The following is a 22,775-nucleotide window of genomic DNA, read 5'->3' as shown; positions in this document are numbered from 1 at the left end:
AGGCAGCAATGCTGCCTTTTTGAGATAAAAACTACTTTTCAACACCGGTAGTAACAGTAAATTCACGGGTTTGCCCCGCCTCCAACCAAATCAGTGTTTGGCTATTTTTTGCCGCTAAGAAACCTTCTGGACGACACGTTGCAGGGAGGACAAATGCGCCAACTTTTTGGTCACCATTATACAAAATCCAACGGGTCGCATAATTTAGCTCATTAGATTTAAAACGAGTGACAAACGTATCCCCTGTGGGTGAAACCATTCTAAACTCAGGCGTTGCGGTATATTGGCTAAGATCATCCATAAAAAAGACAATTTCAGGGTCACACATTTGTGGCTGATTAAGCTGATTTAATGTGACTTTACCGGATTTCAGCGCTTCATTAAATTCGAGCCATTTTTCAGTTGGCTGAACATGCCCTGGTATTGATTCACGCAATTTAATCGCATTTTCAGGGATATTTTGCGTCAGTGTTGCATTCTCCACGTAAGCATAATTCATATGGCACATATATTGGAGAGGCATAGGCACCGAGGCTAAATTGGTGACTGACATATGAATATCAAATAATGCGCTATCTGAGTTTAATTGCACTGACGGTGTCGCACGATAATGATGACCAAAACCCATCACATACTCATATTCACCGACAACTTTTAAACTTTCGCCTGTCAGTTCAATCCAAGCGCTATCCATTGCTGCACAAGGCATTTCTCCATGTAATGGGTGAGAATCTTCTGGGGAAGGACAGCCATTGCTGATTAAGCCTGAGTGAAAAGCAAAACAACCATAGGTTTCAACGACCGTTGGAACACGTTTTGGCGCTGAAAACATGTTTTCCATTTTCAGATTTTGGCCACAAAATTCTGCATCCCAAATCATTTGCCCTAAAAAAGGTAAAATCGTTAAATACCCTTGTTGATTTTCAATTCGTAGCCCTTCCACGCCAGTTTGGTAACGAAATGCAGTGGCCGTAAATTGGTTATTTTTTAAAATAAGCGTCGGGGTTTCCGTAAATAAGCTTTTGTGAAGAGGTATCAATGTATTCATTTTCATACTCACGGTTTAATGAGGTAAATGGAATTGGGTAGCTCACACTACCCAATTTAGGCACTATTTCGCGGCTTGTTTCGCTTTAAAACGGCGTTCACCAATAAAGTAAATACCGACATACACGAAGCACAACATGGAAACAAGGAATGAAAGTTGTAATGAGTGAAGCATATCTGCAACATAGCCTTGAACCGCAGGAACAACCGCAGCACCAACAATCGCCATGACAATGACCGCTCCAGCCATTTCAGTGTGCTCATTATCAACAGTATCCAAAGTACCTGCATAAATGGTTGCCCAGCAAGGTCCAAACAAAATACTCACCATGACCGCTGCATACACCGCGGTGAAATTCGGAATAAATGCAACATACATCAGGAACAGTGCACCAATCACCGAATAGATAATTAGGACTTTCTCTGCATTAAATCGGGTCATTAGAATATTGGCGATAAACTTACCAATAAAGAAACAGGCAAAGCTGTACACCATGAAATTCGAGGCATCACGCTCGTTAATATCCCCCATCTCTAGCGCGAGGCGAATGGTAAATGACCACACAGCCACTTGCATTCCGACATATAAGAACTGGGCGATAATTCCTTTTCTAAAGCGGCTATTTTTCGCTAAATATTTTAAGGTTTCTAACGCCGTCGGACGCTTATGATCTTGCGTTTCTGCCACTTTACATTTAGGAAACTTGGTAATAAGGAATAAAATCATTACCACCACCAATACCATAATCATGTAACGGTAAGGTTCGAGGGTATTTTCCAACATGGCTAAACGGAATTCATGGATTTGTTCCGCATTCATTCCCGCCATTTGGTTTTGTAAACTCTCTCCTTCGGAAAATACCAGATATTTACCCAGTAAGATCCCACCAGCTGCGCCAATTGGGTAGAAAGTTTGGCTAATATTTAAACGCAATGTGGCGTACTGTTTAGGGCCTATCATTGAGCTGTAAGTATTCGCTGCGGTTTCAAGGAAGCTTAAACCAATCGCAATGGCGAAAATAGCAGCCAAGAACATGGTGTAAGTCGCCATATGAGATGCCGGGAAGAACATACTGCAACCCGCGATGTATAGGATCAGCCCGACCATAATGGCATATTTATAACTGGTTTTTTTAATCACTAACGACGCTGGAATAGCGATTAAGAAATAACCTCCATAGAATGCGCTTTGTACCAAAGCAGAGGCGAAGTTGCTGAGTTCAAAGACACTTTTAAACTGTGTGATTAAAATATCATTTAATGCTGCTGCGCATCCCCACAATGGGAACAGGCACGATAATAGGATAAATTGGAATAGAGGTGTCTTACTCAGGTAGCCATCCGGTAACTGAGTGATGTTCTTAATGTTCATAGTAACCCTTATATTTTTATAATTTATACCCGATGAGTGGCTATGTGGCTCTGATGACCACTTAATTTTTCAAAGGGTATATAGCTACGTTGGACTATTATTATTTAGCTATTCATTAGCTGTGTTGATTTGTACAAATTCATTAAATTGCTCAACACTTGGATAAGAAGATTGAGTGCCTTTCCCTGTTACACTGAAAGCCGAAAACATCACTGCTTTTTTCAGTGCTTCTTCAATATTCCCCGTATGGACATAGTAATGAGAGAAACAACCGATAAAGGCATCCCCTGCACCACTGGTGTCAATCGCATTCACTTTAATTGCGGGTATATGTAACTCGCTGTCGCGGGTCATCCATAACGCCCCTTTTTCCCCTAATGTCACGATGACGTTTTTTAACCCTTTATCCAGTAAAGACTGCGCAGCACGACGAATGTTATCCATCGTGTCGACTGGCATATTGGTTAAAATTTCGAGTTCAGTTTCATTAGGGACAAAGAAATCACATCGGCAGGCAAAATCGAGATCGAGCGTGCGCTGTGCAGGCGCTGGATTAAGCAACACAGGGATCCCATGTTTATTACCGAATGAAATCGCGTGATAAACTGTTTCAAGTTGGACTTCTAATTGCAGAACGATCAATTTACATTTTTTCAGATCTTCCGCTGCGCGATCGATATCTTCAGGGGATAAAAACTTATTCGCCCCTTTGACGATCAAAATACTATTTGATGAATTTTGATTAACAAAAATTGGCGCAACACCACTGGAGGTACAAGGTACTTTTTCCACATAACGGGTGTTAATGCCATAAGACTCTAGATTGCGGATCGTATTATCTGCAAAAATATCATCACCGACTTTGGTTAGCATGATCACTTTTGAATTTAACTTAGCAGCAGCAACCGCTTGGTTCGCACCTTTACCACCGCAACCAATTTTGAAAGCTGGCGCTTCTAACGTTTCGCCTTCTTTTGGCATTTGATCGATGTAAGTGATCAAATCAACCATGTTTGAACCAATAACTGCTATATCCATAATGTCCCTCGTGTTAAATAAATCACATAATGATATGATAGTAACATTATCATGTTGCAAAAATATCATTTGTGATTAGGATCTCGAATAACGAATGATCAAGTGTTATATCTACCACATTTCCTCATTCTTTGTTGTCTATCCCACATTTATATAGGAAAGTTGAAAATGCAAGACTTAGCAAAATATATTGATCACACTTTACTTGCTGCGAATGCGACTGTCAGCGATATTACTAAACTGTGTACAGAAGCTGCAGAGCACCATTTTGCATCTGTCTGTGTGAACACAGGTTATGTTCCTTTAGCCAGCGAACTTTTAAAAAACAGCGACGTTAAAGTTTGCTGTGTGGTAGGCTTTCCACTAGGGGCATGCTTAACAGAAGCCAAAGCATTTGAAGCCGCAGAAGCTGTACGCCGTGGTGCTGATGAAGTCGATATGGTGATCAACATTGGCATGCTCAAAAGTGGCGACTTAGACTTTGTCCGTCGTGATATCGAAGCTGTATTTGCCGCCTGCGGTAAAGCAACATTAAAAGTTATTTTAGAAAATTGCCTGTTAACTGATGAAGAAATTACCCAAGTTTGTGAAATTTGCCGCACAATTAAAGTCGGTTTTGTGAAAACTTCAACAGGTTTCAGTACAATGGGGGCAACTGAACACCATGTCGCCCTGATGCGTAAAGTCGTTGGCGATGAAGTCGGTGTAAAAGCCTCCGGTGGTGTACGTGACCGCGAAACAGCAATTAAAATGATTGAAGCGGGTGCAAACCGTGTAGGTGCAAGTGCGAGTGTTGCCATTGTCACAGGCAATAACACCAAACCAAGTGACTATTAAGTCAATGGGCGCGGTCTAACCGCGCCAATTTTGTATCTCATAAAAGGATTGTAGGGTGATAGAAACTAAACAAAAAGAACGCCTTCGCCGTTTAAGTGAATGTTTAAAACGCTCAGGACGCATTCATTTAAAAGAAGCCGCTAGAATACTCGAAGTCTCAGAAATGACTATTCGACGAGACCTAAGCGCTGACACCGAAGGCCCCATCCCAATGTCGCTCCTTGGCGGCTATATTGTTTCTGTTACCCAACCTGCCAATTTAGTTACCCAAGAGCCGCATGCGGATGTTTTTACGCCAGATCAAACTGAAGAATTATATATTCCTAATCTTGCAGCAAGCATGGTAACTGAAGATGATGTCATCTTCTTTGATAATGGTATTGAAATGGCCACCTTGATTTCACTCATCCCCGAAGAGATTAATTTCACTGGTATTTGTTACTCTCATAACGTTTTTCTCGCCCTTAGCCAGAAAAAAAATGCGACCGCGCTACTGTGTGGCGGGGAGTATCGCCCTAAAAGTGACTCTTTTTACAACCCTTCACTCCCTTCATTACTGGATTCAATCAACCCGAAAAAAGCCTTTATTTCAGCGGCCGGTGTACATGGGAATTTTGGCGTAACTTGCTATAATCTCGATGATTTACCCATGAAGAAAAAAGCTATGGAGAAATCTATCCGTAAGATTTTATTAGCGCCCTATAACCTGTTTGATGAAGTCGCTACCGCCAATATGGGGGAATTATCACAATTTGATGTGATTGTCACAAATCGGCAGCTTTCTGATGAATATGAAACATATTGCCGTAATAGCTTTGTGAAAGTGATTTATTAAAATCGCCGATAGATTTAGCGGACAATATCTTGCCCGCTAACATTAAATCTTCACGGTTAAATAGTCTTCTGCGATTTCTGTTGCAGGGAACACCGATTGGCACTCTGCAAGCAATCTTGGTATATCCTCGCTCACGTAGCGACCACTCAAATGAGCGGCAATAAATCGTTTTACTCCCGCTTCACGTGCTAACTCCGCGGCTTGTACCGTAGTCGAGTGCCCACGCTCATTGGCTTTTTCGGCGAATTCAGCCTCTAGTGTCGTTTCATGGATCATTACATCGGCATTTCTCGCGAGCGCCAGCGCTTGCTCTGTCGGTTGCGTATCGCCAAAAATCGCAATAACCTTGCCGGGAACCGGCTCACCTAAGTAATCAGCGCCATTGATTGTTCGCCCATCATCAAGAACGATGGCTTTCCCCGCTTTAAGCGCTTGCATCCAAGGGCCTCGAGGAATATTGTCATTAGCTAATTTAACTGCATCTAATGCACCGCTCTTCGGGTACTCCTCAATACGATAGCCATAGCACTCAACACGGTGGTCAAGGGCATAAGCCGTCACAATTAACTCCCCATCATCAAATAACTGCCCAGCTTCAATTTCCACTATTTCCAACGGGTAGGTCATATAAGACATACTCACCGCTAATACCGTTTCAATATATTGCTTTAACCCTTTTGGACCATAAACCGTCAATGGGTCTGTCGCACCGCCCATTGAACGGCTACATAACAAACCGGGCAGGCCAAAAATATGGTCGCCGTGTAAATGGGTAATAAATATTTTCTCAATTTTTGGCGTTTTAAATGGGCTATTTAAAATGCGATGCTGTGTTCCTTCTCCACAATCAAATAACCAATAGCTTTTACGAATACCGACTAAATTTAATATCATACTGGTGACATTGCGCTCTTTTGTCGGCACACCAGCACTGGTTCCTAAAAATGTTAACTCCATAACTTCCTCATCTAATTTGTTGTTTTTATTATGATAAGATTTTTTCCAATAAAAAAATCATTTATTTTAATCTGTATAGTATTCTGTATTTTTTGATTATCAACCAAAGCCCGTTATTCCAAATATTTCCAATATATAAATCTCACTTCCGTATTCATCCAATCAATTCACAAGCACTGACCACTGCCTGCCCTGAAAATAGCCATGTTAATATTGATATCAGGAATATGTTCGATGAATCCCCCTTCGTCAAAATTGAAACCTAAACAACCGAACTGTTTGCTACTCTCAATGGCAATTTGGTCTACGGCAATAGTGCCAATGATGCCAAGCTACGCCCAAATCGTCCATTTAGACGATTTACCTACACTCGGTAGTCAGGCCATTCAATTTGAAGGAACCCAACCCAAAGCCCAACCTGAAGATAGTACTGAACGTTTTTTAGCGGAATATGGACAAAATGCCGCAAACTTTGCTTCTGAAGAAAAAAACACCCAAAATCTGGCGGATATGGCACAAGATTACGCTCGCCATAAAGCCGCAAATATGGCGACGGATGAAATAACACATTGGTTATCCAAAGCCGGTAATGCCAGACTCAATATTAACCTAGATAAAAAATTGTCAATTAAGACCTCTCAATTAGATTGGTTAGTCCCTTGGTATGAACAGCAAAATTTGTTGTTATTTTCTCAGCACAGTATTCACCGTACTGATGGCCGGCTACAAACCAACAACGGTATCGGTTTACGTTATTTCCAAAAAAGTAGCATGATGGGGGCAAATGCTTTCTTTGATCATGATTTGTCCCATTATCATTCTCGCTTAGGGTTTGGTGTGGAATATGCTCAAGATTATGTTCGAATGAGTGCGAATAGCTATTTGGGGCTATCGACTTGGCGTAGTGCATCCGAATTAGCCTATGATTATAACGCGCGACCAGCTAACGGTTGGGATATTCAACTTGAAGGCTGGCTACCCACGTATGCCAATTTAGGTGCGAACCTAAAACTAGAACAATATTACGGTGATGACGTCGCTTTATTTGGCAAAAATGCGCGCCAAAAAGACCCAATGGCGGCTACCGTCGGTGTCAATTGGTCTCCATTTCCCCTGCTCGCGATAAATGCGGAGCATAAAATAGGTAATAGTGGGACAAATGAAACAAGTGCAAAAGTGGCGTTTAATTGGTTACTAGGAAGAAGCTTAGCCCAACATCTTGATGCTTCCGCGATAGAAGCTACTCGCCATATTTCCAGTAACCGCTATGATTTTGTTAACCGTAATAACAATATTGTGTTGGAGTACCGAAAAAAAACGTTAATTTCACTCTCATTACCGAAAGTTATTCAGGGTATGACAGGAGAAGAACTTTCTATTATCCGCAATTTAACCACGAAATACCCGCTAGAAAAAATAGTGATAGAAGCCCCTGAATTGATCGCCGCTGGGGGAGAAATTCACCTTAATGGCACAGAAAGCTCGGTAAAATTACCATCTTACAAAATTGCTAACAACACATTAAAAAACCAACGGCTCAACTTCTATCGTTTAACCGTAACAGCTTATGACACCCATGGAAATGTTTCTCCACAAGCGGAAACGTTAATTGAAGTTACCAATACAGGTGCTCTCACCATCACCCATAAAAATACCGTAAAAAGAAATAATGCCGTCGCTAACGGTAAAGACGCAAATACATTCACCGTAGTAATTAAAGATACTCTTGGCAACCTAGTACCCAATGCAAAAGTCAATTTCACATTGCCTGCAAGTCTTAATTCTATTGATCAAAAAAATATGGGGTATTATTCATTACTTAATCACTTTATGTGGAAAGCCCAAGCGACAAAATCTGTTTCTGAACAACCCTATAGCATCGTTGCCAATAGTAAAGGTGAAGCCACTATTCAATTTACTAGTTTAGTATCAGGAAGCTATGCCATAAAGGCAAATACGGACCATGGTGTAGAAATTAATGAAATATATAACTTTAAACCCGATATTAGCCAGTCATTTATTGGTAGCATTGATATCATCCAAGATAATGCAGTCGCAGATGGGATCAGTAAAAACAAAATTAAACTGCATATTGTGAATAATAGCCGACAAAGCATCGCTGGGGCACGGGTTCATTTTGAAGCACCAAATGGCGTTATCTCACCAACTAAATTGACTGATGAATATGGAAATACAGAATTAGAAATCAGCAGCTTAGCCGAAGGTTCCATGGATATTATTGCTACCTTAAATGGCGATAGTCGAACAATACAAGTTAATTTTCTAAGGAATGCATCTGCGATAAATATTCAGCCAAGCACAGGGACTCTTTTCAAATCGCCAGTAAATGAACAAAACAGCCATCCACGCACCCCACTAGGTTTGCTAAGGCAGCTATTTCAAAAAATGGGATAATACTGTTCACGGTAAAATAGACTTAATTTAGTTGTTTTTCCAGTATCAAAATTGCCCCTTATGGGGCTTTTTAAATTCAACTAAGGTTTATTCCCAATCGATAAAAATACTTTAATGTAGGCGAGGAGACTATTTTTTAGCATTACCAATAAAAGCCGTCCATTCCGCGTTTTTCCACCTTGCAAATTCCGCTTCTGTTTAAGTCAAACTAATTCACAAGCTCTTACCACTATAAGCATTCAACAATAACCCAGTTAATATTTAAACTAGGAATAAATTGAATGAACCCCGCTACGTCAACCACAAAGCCAACAATGAGACATAAAATCTCAAATGGTTTTGTGCTCTTTACTGCAATATGGTCTTCGGCCATCGTGCCAGTTATGCCAAGCTATGCAAAAATGCTCACGCCTGATGACCTACCTACTCTGGGAAGTGCCTCCGTACTAACCGATGATGATAAAACAGAGAAGCTGATTGCTGAATATAGCCAAAGCGCTGCGCGTTTTGTCTCTGGTAAGAAAAAGGCGGCAGATCTTGCTGATATGGCACAAGACTTCGCTCGCAGTAAAGCCACAAATGCGGCAACAGATGAGATAAATCGTTGGTTATCCAAAACCGGTAATGCCAAATTCAGTGTTGACGTAGATAAAAAATTAACCATTAAAAATACCCAATTAGATTGGTTAATTCCTTGGTATGACAGTACAGATTTATTATTGTTTACCCAACATAATCTTCATCGTACTGATGGCCGCTTACAGACCAATAATGGTATTGGGGTTCGTCGCTTTACCCCAGAGAGCATGATGGGCATCAATGCCTTTTTTGACCATGATTTATCTCGCTACCACTCTCGCCTAGGGTTTGGGGCCGAGTACGCACAAGACTTCTTAAAACTGAGTGCCAATACTTATTTGCGTACATCAGCATGGCGTAGTGCGCCTGAATTAAAGAATGACTACAATGCCCGCCCGGCTAATGGATGGGATTTACACGCTGAGGGCTGGTTGCCCTCTTACCCAAATATTGGCGGAAACCTTAAATTTGAGCAGTATTTTGGCGACGATGTAGCCCTATTTGGCAAAGATAAGCGCCAGAAAGACCCTCTTGCCACAACGGTTGGCATAAACTGGACTCCATTCTCACTGGTAACTTTAAGCGCAGAACAAAAAATCAGTGGTGGATTAAGTGAAACTAATGCCAAAGTCCAGTTTACTTGGGCACTGGGTAAGAGCCTCGCAGAACAGCTTGACCCAAGTAAAGTGGGCGATGCTCGTCGTTTAATGGGCAGTCGCTATGATTTTGTGAATCGTAATAACAATATCGTACTGGAATACCAAAAGAAAACCCTGATAACCCTATCCTTACCCTCAATAATCCAAGGAAAAACAGGGGAATTATTACCTTTAATTAATACCCTCAATACCAAATATCCGTTAGATCAATTGGCTGTACAAGCGCCTGAATTTTTAGCTGCTGGGGGCGAAATAATCCTCGACGGTACGTCTACAAGAGTCAAATTGCCATCTTATAAAGTGGCAATGACCGAACAAGAAAGGAAGAAAATCAACCTTTACCGATTCACGGTAACAGCCTTTGACAGTAAAGGAAATGTTTCACCACAAGCCACAACTTTGGTTGAAGTTACAAACTCAGGCATATTATCAATTAACCCAAGTGAGGTTATCAAGCAAGGAAATGCGATTGCTAACGGCCAAGATATTAATACATTAACGATTACGGCCAGAGATAGTTTTAATAATATCGCGCCAGACTCAACAGTGACATTTATTCTCCCTGCGGGACTTAAATTCGTCACACAAAAAGCCACCTCTTCAAGAATGGCATTTAGCAATTTATTCAAAAAAATGCAGGCGGCAAAATCAACTGACAAACAAAAATATAAAATTGTCACCAATATAAAAGGGGAAGCTTCGATTCAATTCACCACTTTAGCTACGGGTGAACACCGAATTCAGGTAGTGCCAAATGGTGGCGTCCCCATTGAAACCGCCTTTTTCTTTATTGCCGATACGCATCAAGCGCATATTAAGCATTTTAATATCCTCAATAATAATGCGATCGCCGATGGGACATCCAATAACAAGATTCAATTCCATGTTACTGATAATAATGCACACCCCATTAAAGACGCTGTACTGCAACTTGAGGCAAGAAATGCAACAGCCAAGCAGCTAAGCCCAACCGATGAACAGGGTAACACTGAAGTCGAGGTAAAAAGCCAAGTCGCAGGGCCTGCCAAAATAACAGCAACACTGAATGAGCAAAGTGTCACGGTAGAAACCCATTTTGTATTTGGCCAATTAGCCCATGTCACGATTGTCGACCTTGCGCAAGCCGCTGCTGGCACAGACAGCACTATCACCATTTCACTGACTGATACAAACAACAACCCTATTTCTGGCGCTGATGGTTCTGTCATCGTGAACATCGATGGCAAACCAACACCAATTACGATCACTGAAAGCCATCCTGGTAGTGGTATCTACACCGGAAAATTACCGGGACAACATACTGGTACGCCAAGTATCACCGTCACCATTGATGGGCAAACCTCCTCTCCAGAAACGTTAATTGTTGAGCCGCCAAAACCAATTTCCCCAAACAACTCAAACGGCACAGGCCAAAAAGGGGAGAAAGGCGTTATTGAAAATATCGTCGTCACGCCAAACCGAACCCACGGTTTACAATCGGGAGATACTCTTGACGTCACTGTCACCATTACTGATGCATTTAATAATGGACTTACCGGTTTAAATACCAATGACATCGATATTGGTCAACATAAAGGCGATACGCTGATATGGACAGATAATGGCGACGGGTCTTACACCACCACGTTGCCATTAACGGAGATTGGTACCAATGATTTAACCGCTTCTATTAATGGCACCACTAGCTTGAAAACTGATATTCAGGTCGGTAATGCCACTGGAACTATCCATGTTGATAAAGTCAAAATCATTAAAGTAGAAAAGCCTGCGGCAGGTATAGATAGCACTATAACCTTCGAGTTAACAGATAAACATAGCAACCCCGTTGTTGGTGAAACAGACGTGATTGTCAATATTGATGGCCAACCACATACTTTACCTGTGACAGAAACATCTCCAGGTATTTATGACGTCATTATTCAGGGTCAACTCGCAGGCAACCATATTGTTTCTGTAATCGTTAACGGGAAAGGATCACCAAAAGAACCACTTATTGTTGATAAACCACGGCCTGTTAAACCTAAAAACCCAAGCGGTACAGGGCAAAAAGGCGAACTAGGTGTTGTCGATAATATTTTTATCACGACAGGCGATACTAGCCATCTGCAATCTGGCGATAAACTTGAGGTCGTCGTGTCCGTTACCGATGCCTTTAACAACGGCTTGTCAGGCTTAGACACCAATAATATCAATATTGGTAAACACAAAGGCGATACATTGGTATGGGCTGATAACGGTGATGGCTCTTATACCACCACCTTGCCACTAACCAGCGTCGGCAATAATGACCTCACCGTTTCCATCAATGGTACTAAGAGCCCGCAAAAACAAGTCCAAGTTAGCAATGCCAAAGGAAAAGACAAAGTCAGTAAAGTTGAAATTATTCAAACAGAAAAACCCGCCGCAGGTTCAACCAGCACCCTGACCGTTCAATTAGCCGATAAAAATGGCAATCCAGTAGTCGGTGAACAGGAAATGGTTATTGAGATTGATGGCACCCCACACACCTTGCCAGCAAAAGAAGGGAAGCCCGGTATTTATGAGGTCACACTGCCAGCACAGCAAGCAGGTAATCATCAAATTACTGCCGTGATAAATGGCCAAAGCTCCCCTAAAGATACTTTAGAAGTGCAAAAACCGACCCCAATTAGCCCGAATAATTCGAATGGTACAGGTCAACAAGGTGAAAAAGGCGTTATCGACAAAGTCGCAATCACACTTGATCACACTCACCGTTTTGAATCCGGTAATCCTCTTGAAATCACGGTAGCGGTAACTGATGCCTTTGGTAACGGCTTAGCTGGCTTAAATACCAATAACATCGATATCGGTAAACACAAAGGAAATACCTTAAATTGGGTAGATAATGGCGATGGCTCTTATACCACGACCTTGACCTTAACCGACGTTGGTAGCAATGATTTAACGGCCTCCATCAATGGTATCCACAGCCCACATACAGAAGTACAGGTCAATAATGCCGTAGGGACGTCCCATGTTGATAAGGTAAAAATCACCAAAACAGAGATACCAGCGGCAGGCACAAATAGCATTGTGACAATCGAATTAAGTGATAAACATAGCAACCCAGTTGTCGGTGAAACTGAAATTACCGTCAATATTGATGGACAAGCCCATAAGCTTCCGGCAAAAGAAGGAAAACCGGGTATTTATGAGGTCACCTTACCAGCACTGCAAGCGGGTAATCACAACATTAGCGCAAATGTGAATAGTCAAAGTTCAACTGACGCTATCTTAGTGGTAAAAAAACCAATTCCAATTAAGTCAAAAAAACCAGACGGAACAGGTACCAAAGGGGAAAAAGGTGTAGTCAATAGTATTGCGATGACAACAGGCAATACCAGTAACTTACAGTCTGGCGATCAACTTGAAATCACCGTGACCATCACCGATGCCTTTAATAACGGTTTAATTGAGCTCAATACCAACAACATTACCCTTGATGGATATAGCGACAATCCAGTCTGGACAGACAATGGCGATGGTTCTTATACCGCCACTCTCACATTAACTGAAATGGGTTCGAAAGACTTCGCCGCATCAATTAACGGCCATAAAACCCCCGTCAAATCGGTCCAAGTTAACCCTGCCAAAGGGAAAGACAAAGTCAGTAACGTTGGCATCATTCAAACAGAAAAACCTGCCGCAGGTTCAACCAGCATATTGACCGTTCAATTAACCGATAGCAACGGCAACCCGGTGGCCGGTGAACAGGAAATGGTTATTGAGATTGATGGCTTCCAGCACACCCTGCCCGCAAAAGAAGGGAAACCGGGTATTTATGAAATCACACTACCAGCGCTGCAAGCGGGTGTTCATAAAATTACTGCCACGGTGAACGGCCAAAGCTCCGCTAAAGATACTTTGGAGGTGAAAAAACCGACCCCAATTCGCTCGAACAACTCAAGTGGAACGGGTAATCGAGGTGAACGAGGCGTTATCAATAACATTACCATGACAACAGGTGATATCTCACGTCTGCAATCAGGTGACAAACTGGATATCACTGTCGCCATCTTTGATGCATTTAATAACCCGTTAACGGCTCTCGACACCAGTAATATCATTTTGGATGGATATAAGGCAAGCTCGCTGAAATGGTTAGATAAAGGTGATGGTGCTTACACGACTTCGTTGCTGTTAACACAAACTGGCTCTAATGACTTATTCGCCTCTATTAACGGCTATAAGTCACAATCGATTTCCATTACAGTAAGTAATACGACTGATATCAATAAAATTGCAAATATCGAGCTGGAGCCTATTTCCCCGAGTGAAGCAGGTGAAAACCAAACTACCACAGTGAAAGTCACTGATAAATATCAGCACCCCGTCACCATGATTAGTAGCATGATAACGGCAAATATCGACGGCCAGTCAACACCGATTGTTTTAACAGAGTCACTCACTCAAGAAGGTATTTATACAGGAACGTTATCTGCACAAAATACAGGTAAATATACCGTTAAAGTGACGGCGAATAATAAAACTGCATCAAAACTTTGGACAGTTAAAACCCCTGCAACCATCGCCGTGAAAGACAAAAATGGAAGTGGTATAAGAAATCAGCGTGGCGTCATTAAAACTGTTACATTGGCTTCATCAGCGGTTAACGACCTAAAATCAGGGCAGTCATTACAATTAACGGTGACACTTAAAGATGTATTTGGTAACCCCCTTGAAGGGCTCAGTGGCGCGGGTATTCAGTTAAATCATCGACAACCTAGCAGTCGCTCTGTGACTTGGATAGACCTCCGCAACGGCGACTACACGGCTCTTTTGCCTCTCACCAAAATTGGCCAAGATACTTTAACCGTGAAAGTGAACAAAATAACCACTTCCCCACTGAATATTAACGTGGGAAGTGCTATTGGAACCTCGCAAATCAAGCAAGTTAAAATCAAAGATATCGCTAAACCCGCTGCGGGTGAGGCGAGTTCCATCACACTATCAATCACTGATACCAATGACCAACCCATTACAGGGATAGAGAGTAACGCAGTCATCTCTATCGATGGCGCTGAAGAACTGTTTAAGATCACTGAAGTAACCAATAACAAAGGAACCTATATTGGCATGCTTTCTGGCCAACAATCAGGCGTTCATAAAATTATTGCCACTGTTGGTGGTGTTAAATCCACAGAATCAACCTTAACCGTTAGCGCTCCTTCCCCCATTGCTATCAATCATGGTGGTAAACCACATTATCGCGGCGTCGTTAATCGTGCAATATTCGCCATTTCCCCAAATAACAACCTAAAATCTGGCGGTGCGTTAAAGCTAAGCGCGACATTGGAAGATGCCTTTGGTAACCCATTAACTGGCGTTGATTTAGCGCAATCTCTCACCCATAAACAAGCGGGTAAAGCCACTTGGATAGCCCAAAAAGATGGAAGCTATACGGCTAACTTAGTTCTAACGCAATTAGGGCAAGATCACTTATTTATCACTGTAAATAATGTACAAAGCCCAACCCTTGTTATTGATGTCAAACCACAGTTAGGTAATAACGCGATCCATAAAATCGATATTAACGATATCACCAGCGCAGCCGCTGGTGCAGAAAGCACCTTCACGGTGGTATTGGCCGATGCTCAAGGTAACGTAATCGACGGTATCCAAAGTGTTGAAGCCACCATCGGTAAGCAAAAACCAGAAAACATTAATGTCACTCAACAAGCAGATGGCCGCTACATAGGGAAATTATCTGGGCAACAAAGTGGGTCTTATGACGTGGTTATTAGCGCCAATCAACAAAATTCGGCTAAAAAAACATTCGTCGTGACAAAACCTGATACAGTCACTGCGACCTCAAATGGAAGTGGCAAAAAAGAGCAGCGCGGCGTCGTTAGCCATGTTGAACTGAAAACTGCATCAGTAAGTTCGGTATCGGGTCATCATTTACAGTTAGCTGTCGAGCTAAAAGATAGCTTTAATAACCCACTGAAAGGCGTCTCCAGCAACCACATTGCACTAGCGCACAAGCAGGCAGGTCATGTGGTTTGGACTGACCATAACAATGGCCAATACACCGCGACCTTGCCATTAAAGGTACTGGGGAGCGATGTATTAACCGCCACCGTTAACGGCATCAATAGTTCGGTAGCAAATATTACCGTGGAAAATACTGCTGATATTAAACAGGTGAGTAAACTCATCGTTACAACGATTACACCATCCGCAGCAGGAACAGAACAGCAAATTACCGTACAAGCCGTTGATGCTAATAACCATGGTGTGACTCAAATTGAGAATAACATCAACGTTACCCTCAATGACAAACCACTTAATTTAAAATTTGTTGAATCTAAAACCATTAAGGGCACTTACACTGCAACCTTACCAGCCCAAAAAACCGGTAACTATACCGTCAAGATCAGTGCCAATAAGCAGGAAACTCAACAAACTTGGCAGGTTACTGCCGCCAAAACGATCCAAGCAACAAAAACTGATGGCTCAGGTGTTCAAGGCCAAGCCGGTGTGGTGAATACCGTTGCGCTCGCTGCGACAAACGCACCAAACTTTAAATCCGCTGACACAGTAAAACTCACGCTAACCTTAAAAGATGCGTTTGATAATGCGCTTAGCAATATTGATGTTAAAAACATCACTTTAGTGCATAACCAAACCGGTAAAGTGACTTGGGTTGATCACCATAATGGTACCTACACCGCTGATTTACTGTTAACGACATTGGGCAAAGATAGCTTAGTGGCAACGGTTAACCCGATAAAAAGTGCGCCAGTTGGTATTAATGTTGAAAAAACAGTTGGAAATAGCCATATCCATCAGATTGATATTGTTAATATCGCCAGCCCGCAAGCCGGTGCAGAAGGCACCTTTACAGTATCTTTGAACGATATCAACAGTAACGTAGTCATGGGGATCACTGAAGTCACGGTGAATATTGAGAAACAACAGCCGCTAAATATTGCCGTCACTCAACAAACAGATGGCCGCTACACAGGGAAATTACCGGGTCAACAAAGTGGATCTTATTCGGTTGCTATCACCGCGAATAAAAAAACATCCTCCACCAAAACGCTTACCGTGACAAAACCCGATACGGTCACTGTAAGCCTAAGTGGGAGTGGGAAAAAAGACCAGTGCGGTGTCGTTAGCCAAGTTGAACTGACCACGGCAGCAACCCGTTTCGTATCCGGCGACAACTTACTACTCATGGTTACCTTAAAAGACCATTTTAATAACCCACTGAAAGGCGTCTCCAGCAACCACATTGCACTGAAGCACAAGCAGGCAGGTCATGTCGTTTGGGCTGACCATAACAATGGGCAATACACCGCGACCTTGCCATTAACGGTATTGGGGAACGATACATTAATCGCCACTGTTAACGGTATCAATAGTTTGTCAGAAAACATCATTGTGACAAATTCCACTGATATCAAGCAAGTTAATCAACTGGTTATTGCCGCTATCTCCCCATCGGCAGCTGGCTCAGAGCAAACCATTAGCGTACAAGCCGTTGATAGCAATCGTCATGGTGTGACACACATTGCGGATGACATCAAAATCACTCTCAATGATAAGCCACTCAACTTAACATTTGTTGAATCTCAAACGGATAAAGGCACTTATATCGCCACTTTACCTGCGCAAAAAACAGGAAACTATCTGGTTAAAGTGACGGCCAATAAGCAGAAAGCTCAACAAACTTGGCCGGTTACTGCCGCCAAAACGCTTCAAACAACAAAAACTGATGGCTCAGGTATTCAAGGCCAGGCCGGTGTGGTGAATACCGTTGCGCTCGCTGCGACAAACGCACCAAACTTTAAATCCGGTGATACCGTAAAACTCACACTAACCTTAAAAGATGCGTTTGATAATGCGCTTAGCGGTATTGATGTTAAAAACATCACATTAGCACATAACCAAATCGGTAAAGTGACTTGGGTTGATCACCATAATGGCACCTATACCGCTAATTTAGCTTTAAAAACACTCGGGAAAGATGCGTTAATAGCCACCGTAAACAATATTAGCAGCCAAACTATCGATATTGAGGTGATAAACAGTAAAGGGGCCAATGAGGTCAAAAACGTAGACGTCATCCACATTTTACCGGTAGGAGCAGGAGCTGATAATACAGTCATCGTCTCTTTGACTGACAAAAATGGGCACCCAGTATCCAATATCACCAACTTGTCCGTTATTATCGATCAGCAAAAACCGTTTTCCATGTCAGTGGGTCAAGCCCCTAGTGGTAATTATGTTGGAACATTACCCGGCCAACAAAGCGGTCAACACAATATTGTGGTGTCTATTCCTACAACGAATGTCGTATCAAACAAAAAGCCATTTGATGTTAGCAACCCTGCACCAATTGCGGCTGCGGCTAGCAATGGTGGTGGAAAAAAAGGCCAACACAAAGTCGTCAATGAGGTGCAGTTTATCGTTGCCCCAACCGCTAACCTCAAAGCTGGCAATAAAGTCACACTCACCATCACGTTGAAAGATGCCTTTGGTAATGGGTTAAAAGAAGTCTCCAGCAACAGTATCGCTATCGCTCATCAACAGTCAGGCTCTGTCATATGGAAAGACAATGCGGATGGTACTTATACCGCTGACTTATTATTGAGTAAGTTAGGCACCGATACTTTAAAAGCCACAGCCAATGGCATTAGCCAATCACAGATTATCGATGTTGAAGCACCACTAGGTAAATCTGTCGTAAACCATGTGGCATTAAAGGCGCCCAACCGGACGCTTAGGGTAGGTGAAACTGCCGAATTGCAATTAACATTAACTGATAGCCATGGCAATGGTGTTGAAAAGGTACAAACCAACGACATTCAATTAGAGCATAACCATACACTAGTCCCTAAACTGACCTGGTTAGAGAAAGGGGCAGGTATTTACACCACTACACTCCCATTACATCAACAAGGAAAAAACACTTTTGTTAGCCGAGTTAATCAACATACCAATACCCCACTGGCGATTCATGTCAGCGCGCTAACTGGCTCTGCACAAGTAAAAACGGTTGGGCTAAAAGTCAGTACGAACCAATTAGCGGTGGGAAGTAACACAGAGCTAACACTAACATTAGCAGACCAATGGAATAATGGTGTTGAAGGGGTCATGGCGAAAGATATCACCATAAATGATGCGCATATTAAGAAAAACATTACAGGTTTAAATTGGCAATCAAAAGGGAATGGTACCTATACTGCATCAATAACGGTCGCAATTGCAGGAGTTCACTCCCTAAAAGCAACTGTTAACCTAACACAAAGTAATAATGTACTGATTAACGCATTACCATCAACCAACCAAAACCAGATAAATAAAGTTCAACTGACAACAAACTTAAGTGATATTACTGCGGGCAACAAAGCCACATTATCGCTAAAAGTAACTGATATGAATAACAATCCAGTTATTCACCTCAATAATAACACGATCACACTGACCGCCAATAATAATAAAATACCCGCTATTTGGGATGAAGATAACCATGACTTAGGTATCTATACCACCAGCATCATACTTAGTGACGTGAAAACATATCGTCTGATAGCGGGTATTGGTCAGTTCACAGATACAACAAATATCACGGTCAATTCGCCATCAGGCAAAGATGCCGTGAAAACAATCACTATTTCACCAATAATCAAAAGTGATGCAGGGCAACCATCATCACTATCTATTGGCTTAACTGACCAATATAAAAATCCTGTTAAGAATATCAACAGTAGCGATATTACAGTGACAATTAATGGACAAAAGCAAAACATTATATTTATGGAAAAAAATGTATTAAATAAATATACCGCTCAACTCCCTGCAACCAAAGCAGGCCGTTACAAAATCAAAGTAGACATTAACGGACAGTCAGAAACAGCTGAATGGGTCGTCAATCCACCAATAGAAATCCCAATCACATCTTATGATAAAGACCGTTTACGAGGCTCATTAGAGGCTATTTCGATTACCCACAGCGCGAAAACGTCCACAGTCAATTCTGGAGATAAAGTCACTCTCACTGTAGGACTAAAAGATAAGTTTGATAACAAGCTGACTGGTGCTGCGAGTTCATTGAAATTATTAACTGATTTACATTCAGGCTCTGCATGGAAAGAGCTAAATGGTGGACTATATACTCAAGAACTCACCATGAATAAGCTACATAAGCAGTCTATTCAAGTCGTAGTAGATAAACTACTCAGCGATAAACTTGAGCTAACCGTTGCTCCAGCTAAAGGCGTAAAGCATGTCCATAAAACCACCCTTGAAACCCATGAAGGTACTATTGAGGCGGGTAAAGAAGTGCAATTAACGTTAGCCTTAACGGATATCGTTGATAACGGTGTTATTAATATCGATACAGGGGCTATTCAGCTCACCAATAATGGAAAACTAGCCAACGTTACATGGGATAATCCACAAGATGGCGTATATACTACCAAGCAGCAATTAAGCACTGTTGGTGATTATCAGTTTAAAGCCACCATAAATAACCGCCCAAGCCGTATACAAACCGTGGAAGCAACCTATCCAAGTGGAAAAGATGTGGTGAAATCCGCAAAAATGACCACAAACCTCAATACATTTGATGCAGGTAAAAAAGTTGAATTAACGTTAGAACTGAAAGACCAATATGGCAATTTGGTTACTGGCATCAATGGGGCTGATATTGCATTAAAAGATAGCCATACCGCAGAAACTATCGATAGCAACAATATTGCTTGGAATATGGGATCAGCTGGCGTGTATAAAGCCACCTTGCCATTAACCAAAGTCGGTAAACATACCTTAACGGCGACGGTGAATAAGCAAGATGCCGATACCAAGGAAATCATGGTGAAAGCATTGAAAGGGGCTAGCAATGTTAGCGAAATTAAATTAACCACTGCCGCAGCTTCAATGAGTGCAGGCGAAAACACCACATTAACCCTAATCATGCTCGATAGTTACGGTAATGAAGTGGCAGATATCACGACAAAAGATATTATATTCAAAAATACCGACAGCACGATTTACACTAAAGCACCATGGGTGAAAGCATCTTCACACGGTAGTTTCTATACGGCTCAGGTCACGTTAGAGAAAGTTAAAAAGCACACATTATCGGTTGAGGTAAATAAACAGGTAAAAAATATCGAAATTGATGTAAAACCGCAAGAAGGTGCCAAAAATGTCGCGAAAGTAGAGTTAAATGCACCAAAAACAGTGGCAATTAATGCTGACGCCGAGCTTCAACTCAGCTTAAAAGATAAATTCGGTAATGGCGTTGTTGCGGTTAATATTTCTGATATCACACTGGAACATTTAAATACATTAATACCAATAGCTTGGGTTGAAGGCAATGAGGGTAAGTACACATCCAGCTTAGCGCTAACTAAGGCCAAAGCACATCCACTAACCGCCAAGGTTAATGGACACTCTTCAGATACCACTATCACGGTTGACAGCCCGAAAGGTGTTAAACATGTGGCTAAGATCAGTATGACATCTTCAATAACCGCTGATAGTTCAGGGAAATTAACTACTCAGCCAGGGCAAGAGTTCAAGTTAACATTCACATTAACTGACCAATATTACAATGGCGTCACTGGATTAAAAGAAACAGATATCAACTTAACTAATACTCAAAAAACAAGTTCAGTGCTAATAACGGCATGGCAAGAAAATACACAGAAGAAAGGGGAATATAGTGCCACTGTATCACTAACTCAAACAGCACAACATGCTCTGACAGCAAAAGTGAATGCCGTTTCTGATACCACACAGATATCAGTTACCCCATTCAGTCACCCTGATTACGTTGCATCCGTTGAATTGAAACTTGCTCAAACAAATATCAACATCGGTGAAAATGTTAGATTTGAGTTAAAAGCCAAGGATAAGTATGGTAATGACGTATTTGTTAATGACAGCGATATTGCAATACATAATAAAAATCAAAAATCATCATCTATTAAAGAAAAGTGGGATATAACAAGCGATACTTTCACTCGCCAATATAAAGGAACGCTCAGTTTTACAAAACCTGGAGAGTATATAATTTCAGCAGGTGCAGGCAGTGCCAATAGTCGCCCTGAAGTGATCACTATTGAAGCTGGCGCACCTGTATTTGCTCCAGGGAAAAGCTCACTCACTGCGAGTACCTATGAAACAAGCACAACTGATATCAAAACTACTACGATACAGCTAACGCTTAAAGATGATAATGGTCATTTGATTACAGGGAAAAAACCAAAAATAGTAATCACATCAAACGTAAGGTCTGGGTGGATACCGGCAGATATGCTAGAAACATCGGCAGGAACATATACTGTTGAGTACAAAAACACGCCTCATTCAGAGATTATTGACATCAAATTATTCAGTGACTCAATTGATTATAAGGGCAATAGTCAAATTATTCAGATTGTCAATTACAGCAAAATATCAATTACACCGTTAGGTACTAAGGAAACCTATGCGGTTGATAAGCAATTCCCTTCTACCGGATTTACTGGAGCACAATTTGCCATCCCCCCTTCACTAGGCAGTGCTTCTAACTATAACTGGGAGGTTGACCAAAATTGGTTATCTATTGATAGCAAAGGTGTTGTAACACTGAATAAACACCCGGAAGGCAGCAACACTGCAAAAGTCACCATCACAGGAAGACCTAAAACAACGAATAGCAAGAATATGGTATATACCTTTAACATGAATAAGTGGTACAGCGCTGGACCAAAATTGGCCTTTAATGCTGCGAGAGGATATTGTACTAATTCTCAAAGAATGGCCACAGCAGAAGATCTAAAACATAGCAAGATCTCGTTATTCACCCAGTGGCCAGAGAAAACCATTAACGACAACATAAAACTAAACCAAATAGCAACACAAAACTGGATTTGGGTAATGACCAAGCACATAACCTTATACAATTTACAATCGCATACCTACCTAGACAGTCCTTTTAATGCCGGTGAGCGTGGTATGGTGTGTGTTAAGGAGTATTAATTGTAATTAGGTTTAGATTATTGTTATTTTTTATCCT

8 protein-coding genes are annotated in these 22,775 nt (G+C 41.7%); 4 read left to right on the top strand and 4 right to left on the bottom strand.

The features are described 5' to 3' along the window. Positions 1 to 31 precede the first annotated feature (31 nt). The 3 genes from M0M83_RS02535 to rbsK all read right to left on the bottom strand — a co-directional run bounded on the left by M0M83_RS02535 (position 32) and on the right by rbsK (position 3,457). A complete protein-coding gene (locus tag M0M83_RS02535; protein WP_248467550.1) occupies positions 32 to 1,048 on the bottom strand; it encodes an aldose 1-epimerase family protein in 1,017 nt (338 codons plus the stop codon). A gap of 63 nt (positions 1,049 to 1,111) precedes the next feature. Beyond that, positions 1,112 to 2,419 (bottom strand): L-fucose:H+ symporter permease, encoded by a 1,308-nt coding sequence (gene fucP, locus M0M83_RS02530; RefSeq protein ID WP_213914026.1) that lies wholly within the window; start codon positions 2,417 to 2,419, stop codon positions 1,112 to 1,114. 108 nt (positions 2,420 to 2,527) lie between these two features. Next, entirely contained in the window at positions 2,528 to 3,457 is a 930-nt protein-coding gene (gene rbsK / locus M0M83_RS02525) for a ribokinase (protein WP_102139120.1), read from the bottom strand. 168 nt (positions 3,458 to 3,625) lie between these two features. On the opposite strand from rbsK, the gene deoC reads away from it, so the two are divergent. Together deoC and deoR are read left to right on the top strand one after the other, a co-directional pair. Beyond that, positions 3,626 to 4,294 (top strand): deoxyribose-phosphate aldolase, encoded by a 669-nt coding sequence (gene deoC / locus M0M83_RS02520; protein ID WP_140172627.1) that lies wholly within the window; start codon positions 3,626 to 3,628, stop codon positions 4,292 to 4,294. 55 nt (positions 4,295 to 4,349) lie between these two features. Then, positions 4,350 to 5,129, top strand: coding sequence for a DNA-binding transcriptional repressor DeoR (gene deoR / locus M0M83_RS02515; protein ID WP_248467549.1), 780 nt, complete (start codon positions 4,350 to 4,352; stop codon positions 5,127 to 5,129). Positions 5,130 to 5,171: 42 nt separating this feature from the next. Here deoR and rnz read toward each other — a convergent pair whose 3' ends face one another. Next, entirely contained in the window at positions 5,172 to 6,086 is a 915-nt protein-coding gene (gene rnz / locus M0M83_RS02510) for a ribonuclease Z (protein WP_248467548.1), read from the bottom strand. Positions 6,087 to 6,320: 234 nt separating this feature from the next. Here rnz and M0M83_RS02505 point away from each other — a divergent pair, with 234 nt between their 5' ends. Both M0M83_RS02505 and M0M83_RS02500 read left to right on the top strand, forming a co-directional pair. Next, on the top strand, positions 6,321 to 8,501 hold the full coding sequence (locus M0M83_RS02505) for an inverse autotransporter beta domain-containing protein (protein ID WP_248467547.1): 2,181 nt from the start codon (positions 6,321 to 6,323) through the stop codon (positions 8,499 to 8,501). Between the two features lie 281 nt (positions 8,502 to 8,782). Then, positions 8,783 to 22,738 carry an invasin domain 3-containing protein gene (locus M0M83_RS02500; protein WP_248467546.1) on the top strand — a complete coding sequence of 4,652 codons (13,956 nt, stop codon included), beginning with the start codon at positions 8,783 to 8,785 and terminating at the stop codon, positions 22,736 to 22,738. The last annotated feature ends 37 nt before the right edge of the window (positions 22,739 to 22,775 follow it).

The organism is Providencia rettgeri, assembly GCF_023205015.1.
GTDB lineage: Bacteria > Pseudomonadota > Gammaproteobacteria > Enterobacterales > Enterobacteriaceae > Providencia > Providencia rettgeri_E.
Note: the sequence above shows the minus strand (reverse complement) of the source record. Positions and strands in the feature narration are given on the sequence as shown.